The sequence below is a fragment of the Vagococcus sp. WN80Y genome (assembly GCF_059621045.1).
Window position 1 is genome coordinate 1 of sequence record NZ_JCAQHY010000147.1, and the last position, 20,064, is coordinate 20,064.

20 protein-coding genes are annotated in these 20,064 nt (G+C 34.8%); 4 read left to right on the forward strand and 16 right to left on the reverse strand.

Annotated elements, in window-relative coordinates:
* Positions 1-450: 450 nt before the first annotated feature.
* The 6 genes from AC5KOD_RS10035 to AC5KOD_RS10060 form a co-directional block, all read right to left on the reverse strand.
* Positions 451-693: a DUF2922 family protein gene (locus tag AC5KOD_RS10035; protein ID WP_496914420.1), complete on the reverse strand. Its 243-nt coding sequence runs from the start codon at positions 691-693 to the stop codon at positions 451-453.
* A 19-nt stretch (positions 694-712) separates the two neighbouring features.
* The gene (locus AC5KOD_RS10040; RefSeq protein WP_496914421.1) at positions 713-916 is read right to left on the reverse strand and encodes a hypothetical protein; all 204 of its coding nucleotides are present in this window, start codon (positions 914-916) and stop codon (positions 713-715) included.
* Positions 917-929: 13 nt separating this feature from the next.
* Positions 930-1,511: a helix-turn-helix domain-containing protein gene (locus tag AC5KOD_RS10045; RefSeq protein ID WP_496914422.1), complete on the reverse strand. Its 582-nt coding sequence runs from the start codon at positions 1,509-1,511 to the stop codon at positions 930-932.
* Between the two features lie 51 nt (positions 1,512-1,562).
* Positions 1,563-1,856, reverse strand: a complete 294-nt coding sequence (locus AC5KOD_RS10050; RefSeq protein WP_496914423.1) for a hypothetical protein — start codon at positions 1,854-1,856, stop codon at positions 1,563-1,565.
* Positions 1,857-1,963: 107 nt separating this feature from the next.
* Positions 1,964-2,203, reverse strand: coding sequence for a DUF2922 family protein (locus tag AC5KOD_RS10055; protein WP_496914424.1), 240 nt, complete (start codon positions 2,201-2,203; stop codon positions 1,964-1,966).
* 28 nt (positions 2,204-2,231) lie between these two features.
* Complete coding sequence (locus AC5KOD_RS10060) at positions 2,232-2,447, reverse strand: hypothetical protein (RefSeq protein ID WP_496914425.1); 216 nt, start codon at positions 2,445-2,447, stop codon at positions 2,232-2,234.
* Positions 2,448-2,774: 327 nt separating this feature from the next.
* On the opposite strand from AC5KOD_RS10060, the gene AC5KOD_RS10065 reads away from it, so the two are divergent.
* The 3 genes from AC5KOD_RS10065 to AC5KOD_RS10075 all read left to right on the forward strand — a co-directional run bounded on the left by AC5KOD_RS10065 (position 2,775) and on the right by AC5KOD_RS10075 (position 5,149).
* The gene (locus AC5KOD_RS10065) at positions 2,775-3,599 is read left to right on the forward strand and encodes a hypothetical protein (protein ID WP_496914426.1); all 825 of its coding nucleotides are present in this window, start codon (positions 2,775-2,777) and stop codon (positions 3,597-3,599) included.
* Positions 3,596-3,829 carry a DUF2922 family protein gene (locus AC5KOD_RS10070; RefSeq protein WP_496914427.1) on the forward strand — a complete coding sequence of 78 codons (234 nt, stop codon included), beginning with the start codon at positions 3,596-3,598 and terminating at the stop codon, positions 3,827-3,829. Before AC5KOD_RS10065 ends, AC5KOD_RS10070 begins: the two co-directional genes overlap by 4 nt.
* A gap of 1,029 nt (positions 3,830-4,858) precedes the next feature.
* A complete protein-coding gene (locus AC5KOD_RS10075) occupies positions 4,859-5,149 on the forward strand; it encodes a recombinase family protein (protein ID WP_496914428.1) in 291 nt (96 codons plus the stop codon).
* A gap of 180 nt (positions 5,150-5,329) precedes the next feature.
* On the opposite strand, the gene AC5KOD_RS10080 is transcribed toward AC5KOD_RS10075, so the two are convergent.
* The gene (locus AC5KOD_RS10080) at positions 5,330-5,911 is read right to left on the reverse strand and encodes a polymer-forming cytoskeletal protein (protein WP_496914429.1); all 582 of its coding nucleotides are present in this window, start codon (positions 5,909-5,911) and stop codon (positions 5,330-5,332) included.
* 603 nt (positions 5,912-6,514) lie between these two features.
* Between AC5KOD_RS10080 and AC5KOD_RS10085 the strand changes: the two genes are divergently transcribed.
* Entirely contained in the window at positions 6,515-7,147 is a 633-nt protein-coding gene (locus AC5KOD_RS10085; RefSeq protein ID WP_496914430.1) for a VanZ family protein, read from the forward strand.
* A 38-nt stretch (positions 7,148-7,185) separates the two neighbouring features.
* Here the strand turns inward: AC5KOD_RS10085 and AC5KOD_RS10090 are convergent, their stop codons facing one another.
* The 9 genes from AC5KOD_RS10090 to AC5KOD_RS10130 form a co-directional block, all read right to left on the reverse strand.
* The gene (locus tag AC5KOD_RS10090; protein ID WP_496914431.1) at positions 7,186-8,079 is read right to left on the reverse strand and encodes an NAD(P)H-dependent oxidoreductase; all 894 of its coding nucleotides are present in this window, start codon (positions 8,077-8,079) and stop codon (positions 7,186-7,188) included.
* Positions 8,080-8,977: 898 nt separating this feature from the next.
* Entirely contained in the window at positions 8,978-9,802 is an 825-nt protein-coding gene (locus tag AC5KOD_RS10095; protein WP_496914432.1) for a hypothetical protein, read from the reverse strand.
* Between the two features lie 1,024 nt (positions 9,803-10,826).
* Positions 10,827-13,082 carry a S8 family peptidase gene (locus AC5KOD_RS10100; RefSeq protein WP_496914433.1) on the reverse strand — a complete coding sequence of 752 codons (2,256 nt, stop codon included), beginning with the start codon at positions 13,080-13,082 and terminating at the stop codon, positions 10,827-10,829.
* Positions 13,072-14,202, reverse strand: a complete 1,131-nt coding sequence (locus AC5KOD_RS10105; protein ID WP_496914434.1) for an AAA family ATPase — start codon at positions 14,200-14,202, stop codon at positions 13,072-13,074. Before AC5KOD_RS10105 ends, AC5KOD_RS10100 begins: the two co-directional genes overlap by 11 nt.
* A gap of 226 nt (positions 14,203-14,428) precedes the next feature.
* Complete coding sequence (locus tag AC5KOD_RS10110; RefSeq protein WP_496914435.1) at positions 14,429-15,298, reverse strand: hypothetical protein; 870 nt, start codon at positions 15,296-15,298, stop codon at positions 14,429-14,431.
* Positions 15,299-15,820: 522 nt separating this feature from the next.
* Positions 15,821-16,084 (reverse strand): hypothetical protein, encoded by a 264-nt coding sequence (locus AC5KOD_RS10115; protein WP_496914436.1) that lies wholly within the window; start codon positions 16,082-16,084, stop codon positions 15,821-15,823.
* A gap of 76 nt (positions 16,085-16,160) precedes the next feature.
* Positions 16,161-16,478: a helix-turn-helix domain-containing protein gene (locus tag AC5KOD_RS10120; RefSeq protein WP_496914437.1), complete on the reverse strand. Its 318-nt coding sequence runs from the start codon at positions 16,476-16,478 to the stop codon at positions 16,161-16,163.
* 150 nt (positions 16,479-16,628) lie between these two features.
* On the reverse strand, positions 16,629-17,069 hold the full coding sequence (locus AC5KOD_RS10125) for a DUF1617 family protein (RefSeq protein WP_496914438.1): 441 nt from the start codon (positions 17,067-17,069) through the stop codon (positions 16,629-16,631).
* Positions 17,069-19,987, reverse strand: coding sequence for a gp58-like family protein (locus tag AC5KOD_RS10130; protein WP_496914439.1), 2,919 nt, complete (start codon positions 19,985-19,987; stop codon positions 17,069-17,071). The genes AC5KOD_RS10125 and AC5KOD_RS10130 overlap by 1 nt, the downstream gene beginning before the upstream one ends.
* Between the last annotated feature and the right edge of the window lie 77 nt (positions 19,988-20,064).

The window sequence follows — 20,064 nt, forward strand, 5'->3', positions numbered from 1 at the left end:
AAAATGTTATTTTAATTGGTATATCAACAATACTTTGTTGCATTTAACCTTGACATGTGGCCATTAAAAAGTACTTTGTATAATATATCTTATGTCAACTACATCTCGTTTTCATATAAAGTTATTAATATAATAATAACGAGTGACAAGTCCTCTAACTCCAACCTTTCAGGGAGGTCGCATTTTGTTTATATCCTTCCCATTTGAACTTTTTTTCAAAAAACGGTAGACAATTAATAGGGGGATATGCTAAGATTACTGTGTAATTAACACGTCTTGGTTACATAAGATATATTATATAAAGTAAAAACCCCAAAGAATTGACCAATTCTTTGGGGTTTGTTTATTTTTAAATTAGGTTCGATTTAATCAACTATTCTTCGCCACATAACTCACAGTCATGGCTATTTCCCTATCGATAACTGATTATACATATAGCCCATCCTTAAGTCAATTAAGTCGTTTTTTACTTTTATCTAAAAAAACAGGTTCTTTTCTACGATTGACATAAGCGGCGCCTATCACTTCTGCATACTTCAATTGTCCCTTGTGACAAAACAATTCCAGCTTGACTAGTTCGTTCATAAAATATCGGACAGTCGCTTCGTTTAATCCATTTTCTGCCAGCCCTACTTGAATAGTTGTTGCTTGAGAAAATTCATTTTTGAAATATAAACATAGCTTTTGACTCATTGCATGACCTCCTTTTTAACTAGCTATACCGCGTTCGATTGACTACCACCACAGAGTCTTTACTATAGCTATCTGGCAGTAAGGTTGCATATAGTTCAGCAAAGGTCTGAACCTTTTCTATGTTTGGTTCTTCTGGTAAGTGCCCCATTCGCAACGATTTTAACTTCTCTTCGCCTGCCACGTTATAATACAAGATAACATCTGTTCCTTCCCATATCTTCATATGTGTCCTCCTTTTAACTCTCTAACACATCAAAAAGTCGTTTTTCACCCATTTCAATAATCCGTTCATACATCTCGTCAAAGCGATCCGCTTCTTCTTTGCAATCTATTAAAGACAACCCCATTAAGAGGTCATTCATGTGCATCTGACTACGGTCTTGTAATTTTCGAAAATGATAGCTGATCGCAATTGCCACATGATGCTTGCACTTGGCTACCATATGAGTTGTTGGATAACGCCAGCCACGAATCTCTGTGAGTAATCTTTCCGCCTCTTCGACCCGCCCTTCTGAGAAGGCAAGTAAAATGTTATCTTCTTGAGCTGTCTGATCCGATATTTGCAAGGGATTGTCATAGCTTGTCGTGACATATAATTGCTCTCCACAGGCATTAACAATTTCTCTAACCTTGTCCAGATCTAACCGTTTGATATGCCCATTTTCAATTTTTGATAAGCATTGACGTGACAGTTCAGCTGCCTCACAGATCTCACCTTGGGATAAATTTTTTTGATTTCTAAGCCCCTTGATTAGCTGAGAAATTTCCCGCTCAAGGGTTTCTTGCTTCAACCAAACGCTTAATTGTTTCTCTTTCATGATGTCACACTCCTTTTCCACAGCTTATACCAGTCGCTTCTTCACCTTTATTCAGTGTAAACTGTTACTAATTGATTCTTGCTTTTCCCATACTTGTGTCACTTTTTCAATAGTCCTTAATCGTTTATCTAAATCATCAGTTAGCTCTTCTAGCTCATTAAACCCTGTTACTAATACATGTTCCAACTGACCAATTTGACTTCGTAATTGATCCAATGCAACAATTAATGGAGCAGAAATATGCCGTTGAACCATCGTGTACCCTTTTGCACCTGCTGCAACCAGTACCGATACTATGCCTAAAAGTGTCGCCACCTCTGCAAGGGTTAACCCATTTCCTATCATATAAATTCACACTCCTTGTCTTTCTTTTTCATCCAAGAGAATAAACTAACAATAAGAGGTAAGTTGTTCTCACCTTACCTCCTAATGCCAGCTAGCCTTCCTCTACATTAAAAAATATCAGTGGTCACTGTCTTGACCAGTCGCGCTTTCTTTTTACTGGTATAAAGAGGAATATCCTTTTCTGGATGATGAAATGTTGCCAAGTCACAAAACTTATCCATCCATTCTTTGACCTCGTCAGCATCAACTAAAAATTCATCCTTGAAATACTTGGGACTTAACATTGTCTGACTGCCATCACCATTTGCAAAAATTAATTGCAGCTTCTTACTCGTAGTTTCACTCATTGTCTTCGCTCCTTTCTCTGTCGTAAAGTTAAACCTTTTGATGACGGGTCCGCTTAGTAGTCACAACCTCGCCAACTTCAATGCCCTCAGGTAACAGCTCAACAAAAAGCTGACCTAGTTCTACCATTTTTTCCGAAGTCGCAACTTCTTTCAAATTAGGCAATACTTGCTTACTCATTTTGCCACTAGTCGCACTCGTATAACTAATTTCAACATCATGTTTCAAAAAAACATTACTTGCCATAACTCTCTCTCCCTTTCTATTTTTATCTGATCGGCCGATCTACTTGTAGTGTATAGTCTAGAGTCAGGCTTTGTCTAATCAACTTCATTACCTTTTATTGCGTAACTTTCCCTAAATGCTCTCAAATTACCCAATAAAAAAGCGCTATTTGTTAACAAATCCCTTAAACAAAGGGTTGCTATCAAACAGCGCTGGTAAAATAGAGGGTTTTAGGGCTAAATAATCACTTATTTGGCCCATATGCGAATGGACACTTCTTAGATAACTGTGATATAACTAATAGATAACAAGCGTTTGATTCTTTTTCCTACTTGAAAGGTGGCAGATATGACTGAAAAAAAAGACAATTTATTAGATATGACTACAGCGTTTATTTCCATAAGTAATCTTACTATTTATTTACAGCTCTCTGAGTATCAAGAATTCCCTCCAATTACTAATGAATTGGTTGTGGCTTATTCTTATGATACCCATTATGATGGGCAAAGTCAGACATTACTAATTTATAGCTCAGGTCGGATTCTAAAGACGCGACAAACCATCGAAACACTCTTTGATAACTATGGACTTCTTCATCATATAGAAGCGTGGACCCCTTGGAAAAAAGCAATGAGTTATCTTATGAATGGAACAAAAAAGCTTTACCCGTATGCAACTATTTTTTCTTGCTTTGCGATTATTCATTCTGGTTGTATTTTAAATCTAAATTATGTTAGCGGTTACAACTATTCAACCAATCCGCTACAGCAAGCGACCCACACATCTGTTAATCTACCGTCAGGGGCAGTTCTTGAAGTCGAGTTAGGGCGAAAGTCCTTTCGCAAAAAATATCACGAAGGCGGTTCAATTTTGCTTGCGCTTAGACATTACGACAAACGAACGGATCAAGAAAGAAAGGAACACTCGATTTATCACTGTCCTAACCCGATCAATTTCTTCATGATTCGTACCTTTAATAAGAATCATATCACTATTCCAAAACTGACATTGTCAACCGTAACAGAAGCTCTTTATTATTTTTCAGAACTTGAACAACGACTTTTAAGCATCGAGCTCACGCAAGAGCTTTTCGATTCTTATAAGCCTTTTACTCAACAATTAATCAAAGAACAGCTCATCGATACCAATCGAAAGCAGGTGACACGCTTATGACAACTAAAACAACGCTGGCATTAACCTTTTATGATGCAAAAGGTCGCAAACGCAAAATTAATGTTCATCGATTTTTGAAAGGAATGGATCCTGATGTCCTTTCAACTCATTTGATGAATCTGACTCCTAATTACTCTAAGCAACGTGACGCTACTGGCAGATTAAGCAGCTGCGTTCACGCATCCTATGTCGAAACAACCCGAACTGTCCTCTTTCACTCTACACGTTAAAGGAGACCAACAACTAATTATGAGACCTAACAAAAGAATCGAACGCTGAAAGACAGGTAAAAAAAGGAATTTTACTTGTCTTTTTTATAGGAGTAACATCACAAAATGCTTTAGCAAGCATGTACGCTTTTAGCGGACACAATCTAATCGAGATTTTTTCATTTAATAACCGTCCCTCGCTTCTGATCAGGTGACGCTCAACAGACTGATTCTCACTAAATAGTTAGCTAAAGCCTGAGTTATCAAGAGACTGCCTTTAAGTCCACTCATCCACCATAAGACAAACAACTGAATAGAATGACAAAACTCATAAACCGCCATGTACACTTTTAGCGGACATGACTCAATCGAGATTTTTTCGTTAAATAACAAATTGTCAGCTAGTTAGCTAAAAATAAAGGTAGACAATTAGAGTAAATGGCTTAATTAATTATATAACACCCACCACCAAATACGATGTACGCTTATAGCGGGCATCATCCAATCGAGATTTTTTCAATTAATAACTTGTCCTCTGTCAACTTAACTCAGAAAGGGCGATGATTGTTCACTCGATAGCATGACGCAGACTGCCAGCCATCATGTACGCCTTTGACGGACAAGGTTCAATCAAGATTTTTCCTTTTAATAACAGGTATCTACTTCTCACTCCTACGCTAAGACACCCTAACCTCCTGAGAACTGATTTATCTCCCACAAATAGTAACAGCGCCTCATTGTTGTTTCTTGAAAAAAATGGAGATTTTTTATACTTTCATCTGGTTTAGGTGTAAAAAAAACGTTTATCTTCATTACAATGAAGTAGCTGGCACATAGTGCGGCAAATGGCCAACTGATTAGATGCTAGTTTTTTTCAGGCTTCGTTGAATAGCGCCAACCAATTGACAAAGTGCCTTTTTTTATTTAATTTTCAGGGTGTATTAACCGGGTTATTCTACGTGCTATTGAGTGCTGTGTCAAGCATAAATCTACTATCAACTTCATTTAAATTAGTATCCATCTCTATCACTAATAAGTAAGAAGTTAGATATGTCCACTATTGACTATATGCGGGTAAGCACCCATCAGCAAAAATTTGATTCTCAATTGGCAACACTTGAAAGTTTCGGCGTAGACCGCATGTTTATGGAATATGAAAGTGGGCGAAATACCTCATGTACAGAATTAAATAATACTCTGGACACTTTAAAACCTGGTGATACTCTGGTTATTTTAAATCTTGATCGCCTTGCACGAACGACTAAACAATTGCTACTATTGCTGGAAGGTTTTGAGCAGCAGAATACATTCAAAATAACATCAATACCTCAACTTCAATGAATGCTTCTTTTTCACGACCATGGGGCTTTTGCTGAACTGAAGGCTGAGTTAATTCGCGAACGATTTGGCCAGCCTATTCGACAAACAATCACTAATTACCATTTTCCATGTTAGATCCTTTTCAACACAAATAAAAACGTGGCTAGAAAAATCCTCTAACCACGTTTTGTTTCAATCATATTACTCAGCCACTGTCACATCACTTGTTACAGAAGCACCCTCTTTATCTAAAACAGCAGACTCTTTATACTCTTCTTTTTCAAAAGTAATCTTGCCTTCTACCTTAGTACCATCTAATACAAAACCATTTGCTTTTACTTCAATATCACCTTTAACTGTCCCGTGAACGATGTTAAAGTTTTCAGATTCTACAATTACTTTTGGAGCTGTAATAGTGTACTCATCAGTCACCTTGTGATCATCGTTTTGCGCATATAAGGCTAACTTGCGGTAAATATCTTCTGAATCTTCCCCTTTGTTATGGAATTCTCCTGAAACGGTTAAGTCCTTGTCAAACGTAATATCCCCTGTTGCCGCTACAATCCAATTACCCTCAGCACTTAAAGCCTTCTCAATTTCATCAGCCTTATTACTGATAGACGCGCCTGTCACGACATCTTTTGCTGAAGAGGAGCTTTCTTTCGTCACCTCAGATGTTGAAGGGCTTGAATTACTACTAGATTTATCTGGGCTGCAGGCAGCTAAGCCACCTCCTACAACTAACAAAGTAGTCGCTAATGTTAAAATCTTTGCATATTTCATTGAAATCCTCCTAATGTTATTTTATTTGACAGTGAAATTATACTATATTTTTCATTTTAATAATAATAATAACATTCGAAATCTTATCAATGTCTAATTACTTTGAAAATTCTTATGATAAATTTCATTTTACGGATAGTTGAAATTAATAGATATAGTTACATACCCCCTAAAAAAAATTTAAATTGTTATTGAATACAATGAAAGATAACCATTAATGTTCACTCCTTTATATACTCTTTCATTAGCTATGCCTTCTCAAAAAAACTTGGCTTTGATTAAGGTTGAGCCAATAATCACAAGTAAAACAATCATTTTGCTTACCAACTCAATTTTTTCCAGTGATATTTTCGGAAATAAACGATAAAACTCAATTCTTTCTTTGCGATCAATTATGATTACTTATCAGAATCCCCTGAAAAAAGAATAACTCTTTCTTTCACCGACATAGCCCCCACCACTTACTAGCCTAATCTTTTGCTCTTCCTAGGTGTCTTCACTTAATTCCCCCTATAAATTATCAATTAAACTTAAGAAAGTCATTACGTAAATTTAATAGTCTTCTGATAGTCTAGGCAGTAGCTATTAATTAAGGAGACTATTATGGAAAATCACTACTCACTTTTGCATGCTATTTTAGACATCATTTTACCTAACCCACTGTTTCTTATCGGCTTTGCCATTATGATAGGTATCATCTGGACCTTAAGAGCTCGTCATCGAAACGACTTTACGAGAATCTCACTCAGTTCTTTGATCCTATTTTACTATTCATTCATCACTTTATCAGCTATTTTTGGAATTCCAACTCTTCGTGAACTTTTTCGTATCTATCAACTTAACGAAGCCTTTTTTAATCCTAATCTAGTTTTTCTACCTTTGGCAGATGGCTTTTCTTTGAGTTTTCTTTTAAACATTGTCATCTTTATCCCCATCGGGTTCCTAGTTCCCATGATTAGCTCTACTTTTAGAACGTATAAAAGAACACTTTTAGTCGGTTGTTTCTTCTCTATAACCATTGAGGTAAGCCAGCTGTTCACTCTCCATCGCGCGACTGACATTAACGATATCATGACCAATACGTTAGGCACTTTAATTGGTTACCTTTGTTTTGGCGCATTCTCGGCCATAATCCCCACAAAAAAAGCAACACAGTTAAATGATCAAGCATCTCCTAACTTTTTACCTGTAGTTGCCCTAACTATTGGCTACTTAAGTGTCTTTTTACTCACCTAAATCAACAGATAGTCTACTCCAAAAAACACTTAATCAAATTACAGTTTTTTATCGATAAAGTCTTGTTTCAAATGCTCTCTCAATACCTTTCGTAACCCATCTAACTCTTTTTCATAGCTAGCTGAATTATTTTTAGGTGATTGATCATTCATAAAGCGACCACGATTTTTCACGCCCCAAAAGCCAGCTGTATCATCATCAAACACTTTAAAGGCCTTCATATATTCATCCCAAGTTTCATCATTCTGTCCAATACCATCGCCAATAAAGCCTTGACCGCCTCCCAAATACCCACAGTTCATGATCGTATAAATATCTTTATCTGTTAATAACCCTTCTAACCCATTTTCTCCATCTTTATAAGCAAATTGCTTTGCGAAAACCCGTTCCATGTATCCTTTGATGATCGCTGTTGGAGTATCATGCCAATTAGGATAAACAAATACAATATGATCTGCTTTTAACACAATATCTTGTTCCCTTTTGACATCAGCTGGCGTTTCACCTGAGCCATCTTTAGCATTATAAAAATCTGCCTCACTTAAAACAGGGTTAAATGCCAAATCATATAAATCACGCAACTCCACTTCAAAATTATTCTCTTCAAAAAAAGCCATAGCAGTGTTCGCCAGATCATAATTCACACTATACTTACGTGGATCGCCAACAACCATCATAACTTTTTTCTTGCTTGAATCATCTGTAAATCCCGTTGGTTTATAGGCGTTCACGTATTCATCTGGTACAACAGTTGCCGATGTCACAACATCCCCCTCACTATTTCCTGAAGCTGCTGAAACAGCATCTGTACTACTCTCGACTTGATTGTCACTTGATGTTTGAGCATCTTCTTTACTCTTCGAATCTGCACCACAACTTGCTAAAACTAAACTCATACCAATCACTATTAACCCCATCCAGCTCTTCTTCATTGCCCATATCCCCCTTTGTTCTTTTTTTCACAATAATAAAATAACAAAAAGATAGCTCTTACTGTTTTGGTCCATCAGAAAAACAGTAAAAACTATCTTATTCATTTCTTCACTAATGATACTTCGATTATATCAAACTAATAATAAATAACAAGCTTCTATCAACAAAACGTTCAAATTTACACACTATCTGCTATGGTTAGCCCACTTATTTCCTCACTCATCACACCATTTCAGCCTTGTAATCATTTCTTAAAACAAATTTCATCTTATTGTTTAAACTTCGTCACAGTTAATTCATATTTAGACTGTATATTATAAATATACCAACAAACAACCCTAACAAACTTTTTCATTATTTACTCCTCCAAAGTAAATAAAAAATCTCCTTTAGCTCTCAGCCTCGGTTGGGAGCTATTCTTTTGGTCTTTTCTACCATCCCTAACCATTGACTCTCTTGCAAATCTGCCACCAAACCATAAAAAGACACAAAAAAAAGAATGCGTGTCTCATCTTCAAAACGTCTTTCGACGCCGATGTGACACCATTCTCGCGGGTTTGGCACCCAATGGGTTGTGGGGGTATATATGACAAATTTCAGCATACTTTAACACGTTTCATTCTGCCGATAATTGTGTCATTCAGTGATAAATTGATCTCAATCAAAATATACTAATTTCAGTCTAACCGTATTCAAAAATGTATTCATTATCGTATTCAAACTTTGGGCGTTTGCGAGATGGTAAAGCTATAATTACCACGAGCAATAATTAGCTAGTCACTCATTGAATGGCTAAGCTTTTTTATTGTAAAAATTAACTCAAAAAATAGATGATAGTCTATCAATTTATTAAGTCAGTTTTATCATTACCTTATAAACTACAATTCTTTACTTCATTTATTTTTGAGTGAGTTTTACTTTTTCAAGATCATCAACTAATTCATTAAGAAGCAGTCTGAAGAACTCTTTCTGTCTCTTTTTCCTTGAAAAGACAATAATAATCAGAACAAAAACCACTACAAACATTATCAACAAATATGCCAGTTCAAATGAAAAATAGGCTTTAATATTTTTAGGGAGACTATATAGAACTGATATTAAAACTGAAGAAGGAATTAGGTTTATTAATAAATTAGTAACATTAATTTTATTGGCTTTATAATCTAAATACTTTTTCCATTCCCTCAACTCCCTTTCACCTGGTATGGCTTTTCTAATTAAATTTTTTGCATATTCTTTTTTCTCTATAGGGTTTAAATCCTTAGACTCAAAATTTGAATCTCTTAAACCGATTGAATCAACAAAGACTTCGATATTTCCAAATTTTTCAACACTAGCCCAAAATAACACATCGGTACTCTTTAAATAATTAAAAGGCTCATTTATTTTTTTCCATACAAACCTAAAAAACTGTATAGCAATTAAAATAAACATATATACAATAATACAAAAAAACATAGCTAATATATCAAGCAAGAGTATATACAATTTTGAAGTTGCAGGAGTTAACATACTTCCCCAAAAAAATAACGCGAACATAATTATTGAATATACAGCAAACTCCCAATTTACTTTATAGTTTTTATCGGGAGGATCAAACACACTCTCTATTATTTTTAAAAAATTTCGTTTATCTTTAGCAATAAATCTAATATACGGAATAATCATTATATATGGTATTACAAAGACTCCCATTATTCTGGTGAGAAGTGAAAGTAGCATTTTATCACCATCCAATCTATACATTTTATTTATTGTACATTATACACTTCTACTCTTCAATATTTTTCAGTAACAAATCCATCTTAGTCAATTCGTTTAAGTCTGGCTTTTTCATTACTTAACCAGTACAACATGAGGGGCTACTACAACACTTAACATACACAATAATAAAACTCTCTATAAGTAGTAGCCTGACGCTTCCTATATTCGTGTTAGACTGTTTTTTACGTAATCATTTAAGATCATCCATCTGGTGGACGATTGCCATAAGTAGCAACGACTCACATCTTTCTCAACACTAGGTAACTATGTAACAACCGTAGTTACAGCTACACTTGTTCAGGCTACTAAATAGTACTTACAACCTAATTAATAACAAAAACAGGCCGTTTAAAGTGGCTTATTTTTGGGTGCTTTAGTACCATCAAGTTTAATTAGTTATCGTTCTGAGCGATAACCAATAGTAGTCGCTCTGAACGACCACAATAACACTTCGATATGGCTCACACCCATAATGTCATATACGATAACTTTCAAGGTCGATTAAATTGACCACGGCTTTTAAACGCTGATATAATCTAAGGTCACTCTAATTGACCTTACTGCTAGGTGTCGATCAATCCTACTCCTAAAACACATCACTTTAAGTGATCTGATTTAATCGGTGTAATTTTCAGTTCATTAGAAGCATGCTCTCCCTGCACTTTGAGGTACGGGTACTTCGCTCTTGTTCCAAGCAATAGCAAAAAGAGATGACCATAACAGATCATCTCTAGTCAACTCTCTATAGTGGGCAATTTCTCCCTGCTATTATGAATGCTTCTAAATGACAACATTTCAAACTCTTAAAAAGTTTTTGAAGCCTTTCAAAAATGTAGTATTTTGAAGGTATAAAATTAAGAAGCTACCACCCGATATTGATGATAGCTTTCTCTTACCATATGATTCTCATTTCATTGCGCATTCTTAATAATTTAGATTCATTATTTGAAAATTGCTTTAATTTCAAAAGAATTGAACACATCTACATTCTTTGTCTTTCTTGATAACGAGTACTTAAATCCTGAGTAATATAATTATGTTTTCTAAGATCATTAACCACATCTGAATATAAATCTATTTCAGGGTCTTCTGCTTTAAGCGTAATCAATAAAACAAAATCTTGAGACGGTATATTCTCTTCATTTCTCTGAATCATATTAATTAATATCTTCCAATCATCTCTGACATCAATTCCAGCCATTTTTTTATAGTAGGACTTAATCGGACTCCATTTAAATCCATTTTCAACTTGTTCTTTCTCGTATTTCTTATCCCACTTTGCTTCAATTGGGACATCTGTTGAATAATCTGGAGCCCCCTGCTCTTTCATTTTTTGTCTACCAAATGACGCTGTCAAATTCACTCTGGAATATTCCTCTCCATAATCTGAATCTAATTTTGGATTATACGCTAAGGTCATAAATATTTCTCCATAGTATTTTCCATCAACTATTAGCTTTTCAGGAAACGGAAATGGATTTAATTCCAAAAATGACCCCTTCATAACAGATTGTTTAAAAATCAAAGTTATTTCATTCTGACTACATTGTAGAATATGCTTTGGTTCAATGTAAGGACAACCAAAACCATAATATTTAACAAATTGATTATCTTTTTTATGATTAATACTTGCCGTATTCATTTTAGCTGAATGGACTAATAACCCCTTAGATAACAGCATGTCAGAATCATTAAGGATATTTTTTATTTCTCCTAGTTTTCGTGATATCCTAGGCGCAGAATAACTAGTTCCATTTCCTTCAATAATATTACCGTATTGATCCAGCCCTTTAACACCTAATCCTACTAATCCATACGAATTATCATTATTACCTCCATAATCTACAACATCCGGTTTAACAATAAAGTTTGCTCCGGGGCCCCGTCTGCTAAAGGGTGACGGCTCGTTTATCTTCACCATTGAAATATTTGATTCTGATTTAGCTATTGCACCTACAGTAACCGAACGGACTGAATCGGCAGGAGTGGTAATCCTGTCATGCTCTCCTAATCCAGCATTCGGCGGCCAATTGCGTAAAGGTAATTGATTTATATTACCAGCTGCTACAACAAATTGAACACCATACTGATCTTGAATATCATCAAAGAAGGCTCCTAACGTTGAAATCTGACTATTACACAAGTTATCTGATCCCAAAGATAGATTCCAGAGTTTCACTTGCCCGGAATATTTATTCATAACATCGATTATTATATCCATCAAATCAGTCTCCCCAAGTGAATCCACTTGTCCATAAGCTGGATCACTATTGGGAATTGCAACTATATCAACAAATTTAAACCTCATATTCTTTTCACGATTAATTTGATTTAAGGGGTCTCCGTACTGTATCATTGAAGCAACAAAAGTCCCATGCTTTCTATTTTGGTAAGTACTAGGTACATATTCCTCTCTTGCAACAATAAAGGGGCTTAATTGGCTTATATCTTCAATGCCTGAATCAATGATTCCAATTATTTCTTCACAATCTTCATACTCAAAATCATCTAAATTACAATCAATTTCACTTTCTTGTGACTTATCTATCGCCATGGAATATCTATGAAACTGATCAATTGATTTTACAACACCCAAACTTGATATAAATTCAATATCCTCATTAGATTTTATCTCGATTTCATAAAATTTCACATTTTTTGTATAGTCCTTATACGTAAACTCTAAATCATGCTCTAATATTTTCTTTTCAAAATATTTAGATGCTTGAAGATTAGATAATTCATCTTGAAAATTAAAATTTTTGACTTTTACTACATTTACTGTCTCGTTTACCGTAAGATTCAAGGTTTTCTCTGTTGATGGTACAGGTAAAATTTCCCTAATAGCTGTCATATTAGCTCTAAAATCTTTTGCTGGCAGAGTCTCAATTTCTTTAATAGTTTTTTCAAGACCATCTTTAGTTACTTTAACGTATATTTCGTTTAAAGTATCCGTGCCAATTATAGGCATATTTTTGCAAAAACGATTTGGTTTATTGCTCTTAGATCTAGCTTCATCTATCATGACTACTTTAGCAACTACCGGCACAGAGCTCGTTTCTTTAAAGACATCTTGATAAAATTCTTCAACTTTTCGTAATTGTTCAGTTAATCTTTTTTGCATTTGCGGAGTTACTTCTCCAAAAAACTTAGGACCTCCACCTCTAGCTGTATTACTTTGAATATCATTTTTTCTTGATAACACTAATTTTAAAGGTAAATTTTTCTCACTCATCATTATTGTTCTCCTCTCTAATAATATTACTAATAGTAGTTTTGGATGTACCTAATATCTCAGATATTAAATCATAGGTAAATTTTTTTGGATCAACATTTCTTAAATAAAGAACTGTTTTCCTTAATATTTCTTTTGTACTGTCGGACTCTATTTCTATCTGTTGCAATTCCAGTAACTCGTTTATCACTAGTCTATATGAAAATTCAAATTGATTGATGATTGCATTTCTTCTCGCCTTTTTAACAACTAATTCTATGTCAGAGCCGCTTTTACCTTTAAATAGAGTTGCTAATACCTCTAACTCCTTAGTTTTCATTTTTTCACCGTTCGTAAAACTCAAAATCATTTGTTTTATCTCGGCTTCAGCAGGATAATCTATAAATATCTTATAATCAAATCGTCTCCAAATAGCTGGGTCTAAAAGTTGCTCATGATTTGTAGCTGCAATCATTATGCTGTTATTATCTAAGATATCAATATTTTGTAGCAAACTGTTAACTACTCTTTTTAACTCACCTAACTCATTAGCATCATCTCTAGCTTTAGCAATTGCATCAAATTCATCTAATAGTAATACGCAAGGTGTGCTTTCCGCAAATTCAAATAAAGTTCTTATATTCTTAGCAGTTGTCCCAAGATAGGAAGAAATAATACTGTCCAATCGCCCAATTACTAATGGAAGATTTAATGATTTTGCAATATAGTAAGCAGTCTTAGTTTTACCTGAACCTGGAGGACCGTATAATAATAATTTATTCGCAATTTCTAATCCTGCTCTTGCTAAATCGTCTGACTGTTTGTAATTTTTAATAAACATTTCTATTTGATTACTGATTCGTTCGCTGATAATCAATTCATCTTTAAAGTCCTCAGGATAAAAAATTTCTATCATTGAAAATCTCGATTCACTGTCCACGGGAGTGTTTTGAAAATTGGTATTCATTGGAGTTAATGTATTAACTCCATTTTTTGACAATAAGTCACTTAACTTGTTTGCAAAGCGAGCTTCACCATCGGACTCTAACTTTTTTATCAATTGTTCAGAATAACTATGTACCTTGTTTTTGTCGCTTTTTATTGCACCTTCAATAATTTTTGATATTTCAATAGCATATTTCATGTAGCATCACCCTCCGATTCTCCACATATTATATATGAACAAAACCGATAAGTAAAGTACCAAAACCACCATTAACGATACCAAAACAAATAAAAACGATACCGTTATCACCTTTTAAAGAAAAAATATAAAAAATCCAACCTTCACTCTTTCGAAAATTGTAACATGTCTGTTTTCAACTTCAGCAACAAGTCCACCATTATCACAACCAGCTACATATCGAAATTTAACCTATTCGCCTTCTTTTTTGTTTACTCACTTTTAAAGAGTCATTTATACTTTTTCCTTTTTTAGACTGATACGCCATAAACGTAAAGACTACAAATAATCCTATGCAGAGCTCCCAAAGCCCTTTCCAATTACCCGATGCGAAGAAAAGTAGCCACGCTATAAACATAAAATATGTTAAACCGATAATAAAGTAGACCAATCCCATTTTTTTACTCAGTTTTTTTTCCAAAACTACTTTAAACATTTCATAGTATTTCAAGTACCTGCGCCTATTTCGTTCTTCTGTGCTTTCCAATTTTAAATATACATTCTCAAGTGTTGACAAATTCATGATTTTATATTTATTTTGATCACTTGTAATTAATAACACTTGCTCTTTGTTCAATTTCTTCAAGACAACCATTTTATTATTATTTCGTCCTCTCAAATACACTCGTTTCTCATAATTTTCCTTGTAGAATGATCTTAACCATCCGCTCATGGCTATTAACATTATAAACATAACCACTAATAAAAATATTGAAAACGACTCATTCTTCTCTTTTGCCAACTTTACATCTTTTTTCGCATCAGCCTTCGTCACTTTCCAGCCAGCACTTGTAATTGCTATCGGTTTTTCTTTCTCTTCTTGATTATATTGATTGAAAGCAACACTTCCTATACATGCTATTATTAGCATTGTCGATAATAACACATCTCCCAAATATCGAAATGCCTTTTGATGATTATTCTCTAATGCAATTTCGATTTTTGTAGATAGAAACCGATCAATAACTATTTTTACTAAAGCACTAAAAAAACCTACAGAAAATAAAACTTGCAATACATTAATCATAGTACCTATCATATTATCATCAATTTTCATTATCTCCCTCTCTTCTTTTAGTTTTGTTAATTCAATTATATCAAAATCTTAACATTATTATTAGCTTTATCAAATACTGTTTCATATCCCTATCCTTAAAACACATATTAATCTTCTATCCAAATTAATACTCAAAACATTTGAGTTTAATTTTCTGAAAAATCAATAGTAACGTTCTGGAATGTTACCATTGAATGAAAAGCTTGTGGTCCCTTGCTACAATACTCCATTTCCAAGCACTCCATAGTTGAGTTCGTTTTCTTTTTTCAAAAGTACTCCGTAACGTTACTCGATTTAGTAATACTCCAATGAAAATAAGTAGACTTAGGTAGCATGAGAACTCGCTTTCTCTAATTAAACCTAATTGAGTTTCGTTTTTAAAATAAAGTGTTCCGGAGTACTAACTAGCTTATCCTCTTAGCACTCCTTTTTATTCAATACTAACACCTAACTAAGCAGCCTTTTCAAAGTTTTAATATAAGAAAAAGGCGTCCTCAAATTAAAGAACGCCTTTTCTTTTAATTATCTTATCCACCATTCATCATGAAGATAATTAAAAAATTCTAGATTCCTAAAATGCCACTCTCCACCAATTTTCTTTACAAATTTCCTGTCCACTAATTCTGCTGTGCAAAAGTTATCACGGATCCATTTTGATGTTTTTCCATCCAACTCAACCATCACTCGTTGAATCTTAAACCACGGCTTCAAAAGAAATCTTTCATTTTCAATTTCTTGAAGTTTGGCTTCAACTCTTAAATCAATTATTTTTTCAATTAATGCCATCCTCTTCACACTACCTTCTATTGACTTTTTTAGTAATTCAATCAATTCTCCACACATTTTAACTTTCAAAAAATGTTTATCTACCTCGGTGAGCATCCATGTAGATATCTAAGTCCTTAATATCAAATCTAGTTAGCCCTCCATCAATTATTCGATGAATCTTCCCCTTTTTTACCTTCCCGTGTAGAGTTGTACGTCCAATATTAAGATAACTACAAGCTTGCTTAGTAGTTAAATACCTGCAAGGTAGATTCACCTCCACTTTTAATTCAGTGTCTTGACGTTTTGCCTCAATTCTTGAATCAATCATTTTTTCCAACTCTTCAATTAGTGTATTAAATAATACCATTACATTTTCCTTGGTCATCTTTGTTTTTGATCCCTGCTTTTCCATTTACATCACACACCCTCTATTTTTATTATCAATCTCTTTCTAACATCTAATAATATCATTTTTCAATAACAAAAAAACTAGGGTGCTTAATTTTAAACTTCCCTAGTTTATTTCTATTTTGAAGCAGTATTTTTATAACTACAACGCTAATTACTCTTTAAGAACTTGTAAATAGCTACTTGTATCCTCTAATTTACATAATAGTAAATCATAAGCTTTTAATTCTAATCCCGACAGCATTACATTACTATTATTTAAAGCGGCAACTAAGTATCCTAAAATTGAGTTTAATTCAGCTAAATCTATGATACACTCTTCATTACGCATCTCGTTAATGGCAAGAAAGCCCTCTGCTTGCTTGTCTTTCAACAAACGGGAGTTACCGTCACTATCAATCTTAACTTTTCCGTCTTCGTCTAGTTCACAGTATTCCTTTAATAACTCAAGTTCATCCTTCTTATTTTCATTGACCTTATCCATAATTAGATCAGAGAATTTGCTGACTGCTCTTGCTTGTTTCTTCTTAGCCTCGATTTTCATCAACATATTATAAATACTTAGCAAATCACCATTAATTAATTTAATTTTCATTATGCTTTCTCCTTATATATTTCTTCGATTTCTTTAAAACTAACATCTTGTAAGACTAGTCGTTCTTTTTCGTACCCTCGACGTTTCGCCTTGATTTCGTATACAAACGAGGTATTAGGTTTACTTGACTCAACAACAAAATAATTTGGGTGTCTCTCTGAAACCCAAAGGTTCCCTTCTCCGTATGACTGAAGAAAGACGTGGTACTCATATTCGGATGTATTTACCGTATCACTGAACAATTCTTCGATTAAAATTTCGACACGACAACTTTCATGGGTCTTAGATCCTTGTATGTCTCCAAGGTAAGACTCAGCAGTTTCATAAGCAGGAGTAGCCACAGGACCAATTCGGCTAATATGTACAGCATTTTTAGCGCCATTATAAACACTAAAAGCACCCCAGACTCTTGTCCCGTAACTCCCTATGTCTACTGCTCCCCCATTAGAATTGGCTGGTGTGGTGAATTTAATCTCGGAAGCTCCTAAGAATTGAGCGACATATTGCAGGGTACCGTTATTATTGAAAATAAATTCCATCCCGTACTCATTGTTTATTCTCAGCTTGTTACTTACAACACTCAACCTATGCATAGGCGAGGCGCTACTCCCTATCTGAACGTAGTTTGTAGTCAGTGTTCCGTAAGTCTGATTAACATCCCCTACTATCTTAGTGGTAGCGAATATATTCAGCAAAGGATTAGTTGGGTTAGACTCTTTAGGAATCACAACTACCCCTGAAACACCTGTACTATTGCCTGCTGAAGTGCCTAGTGATAAAGCAAATCCGTACTCTTGCGCTACTGAAACACCTGTTACTTCTGTTCCAGTACCTCCATATAAAGCAGCTATTCCTGCCATAATTTTATTTAACTTTGGATGCCAAAAGTGTAAGGCGCCACTGTATAGTTTCATGATTACTGTCGGAGATTCAGAAATAAATATTGATCCCGTTATAGTTGACCCTTTAATATTAATCGCATTTATCGTACCTGAACTAATATTACTGGCATTCAAATTTATCACATTAACAAGTGCAGCGTTAAGTGTCCCGGCGTTTATCTTGTCAGCAATAACTGAATCAATCATAGCCGATTTGATCACAGCACTTTCAATAAATGTCTGACCCGTAATTTGAATTCGAGCTCCAGAGATCAGGATACCTTCTGTTGAAATATTTATTTGATTAATGATCTCTTCTTGCTTCACCATCAAATTAATGTTGTTTTGTAAGACGGAGATAGCTCCCTTATTTTCATTAATATCTTGCACAACGATTGTATACTGATCACTTAGCTGAGCAATCTGAGTTTTATTTCCTTCAACATCCTGAACAGTTTGGTTAATCAAATTGGATAACTGAGTGACCTGAGACTGATCAGCTTTTCCGTTAACTGTTGTTTGGATCCCAACAACTTTTCCGTCAATTGTGGCTAAGCTCGTAGTAAGATTATCAATTTGTGTATCAATAGTCCCAATCTTACTTAAACTCTCATTAGCCTTATCAAGACCTTGCTGCGCTTTAATTCCGGCATCTGTCGCTGTTTGTTGGGCGGCTGCGGCATCTCTTTCAGCTTGAGCAATCAATTCGTATAGTGCTTCATTCGGCGCGGTTGAAAGCTCAAGAATCCACTCAAGCTCTCCATCTTCGTTTTTCTTGTAGACCCACATTTCTTTATCAGGTCCATTTTGTTTAAACCAGATATCGTTCTCTTTCGGATGCGATGGCTCATCCAAGCCAAACCATAGGCCGTTACCACTTGCCCCATCTAATCGTTGACCTAGATACTCAATTTGCTGTGCCAAGGTCCCTCGATACACTGAAGTTCCTTCCGCAGCAGTTTTAGTTTCAGCACTACTTTCAGCAGTCAAGCCACCACGATAGATTAACTTATAGTTCAAATTAGGCGTTTTAAACGGCTTTCCTGTTCGATCGTATAACGTTACCCAATCCCCTAATTCAAGCGCAGGGTTCCCTCTCCATTTGATTGTGAAAGGATAGTAATTAATGTCTTTAATTTTTGTATAGATATTATTCAGCATTGATTGGGTCATGACTCGATTCTCTAGGACAATTTGAGCCCCCTCAGATGATCCCGCTCTAATAATTTGTTCCTCTTCATCCTCATTAGAAATTTTGCAAGAGATACCGCCTAAACGATACATGATTTCGCTCTTACTTAACCCCTTCATATAGTACTCATTTGGTTCTATTTTAAAATTAGGATCAGAAAGAGTTTTGATATCAAGAAGCCCATCCTTATCAAACGTAGCGAACCCGGCTTCAAACTGAGCAATTAAGCCAATCGCCTGTCTGAATGTATACCCCTGAGGTTTGGCAATCTTAGCTGCACTCAATCTCCCGAATGTTGTTTCATTGACTTTCATCCCACTTAGATTTGCGATTTCAAGTGCTACCCGTCTAATTTCAGCAGGGTAAGCCAGCTTAGAATCATAGAGACCATTCATAAAAATAAAGCCGTCCATCGCTTCGACAGTAGTTTTCACTTCATTTCTATCGGGGTCAACACGATCTTTTATAAAGAATGTCCCAAGTTTAATGTACTCAAACTCATCAGGTCGATAGGTCATTAACTGCGCTTTTCCCACCATTGCATGATTAATTCGTGACGGGTACTGTAAAATCGGAATAATACTAGCATAAGTTTTGATGCCTAATTCTACATCTATTTGATCAAGTTCTTTCAACCCTTCAATGATTTCGCTAAACTCAATTTTAATCGTATTGGCAAACGCTGAACCAATTTGGAATGTTTCGCCACCCATACTCCCACCAACAAACTCTAAAGAGTTGATATTGACACTTGTATAGGTAATGCCATTCATTTTAATGTTGATATAGATATCTCGTAGAGGGTCTTTAAACGCTCGATGAAAGTCGTTACTTACTTGTTGCATATGATTATCACCTCAATTCCTTTAGATATATAGGCTGTTTAAAACCCAAGGGAAACTCTACAGCCATAGTTTTTAAA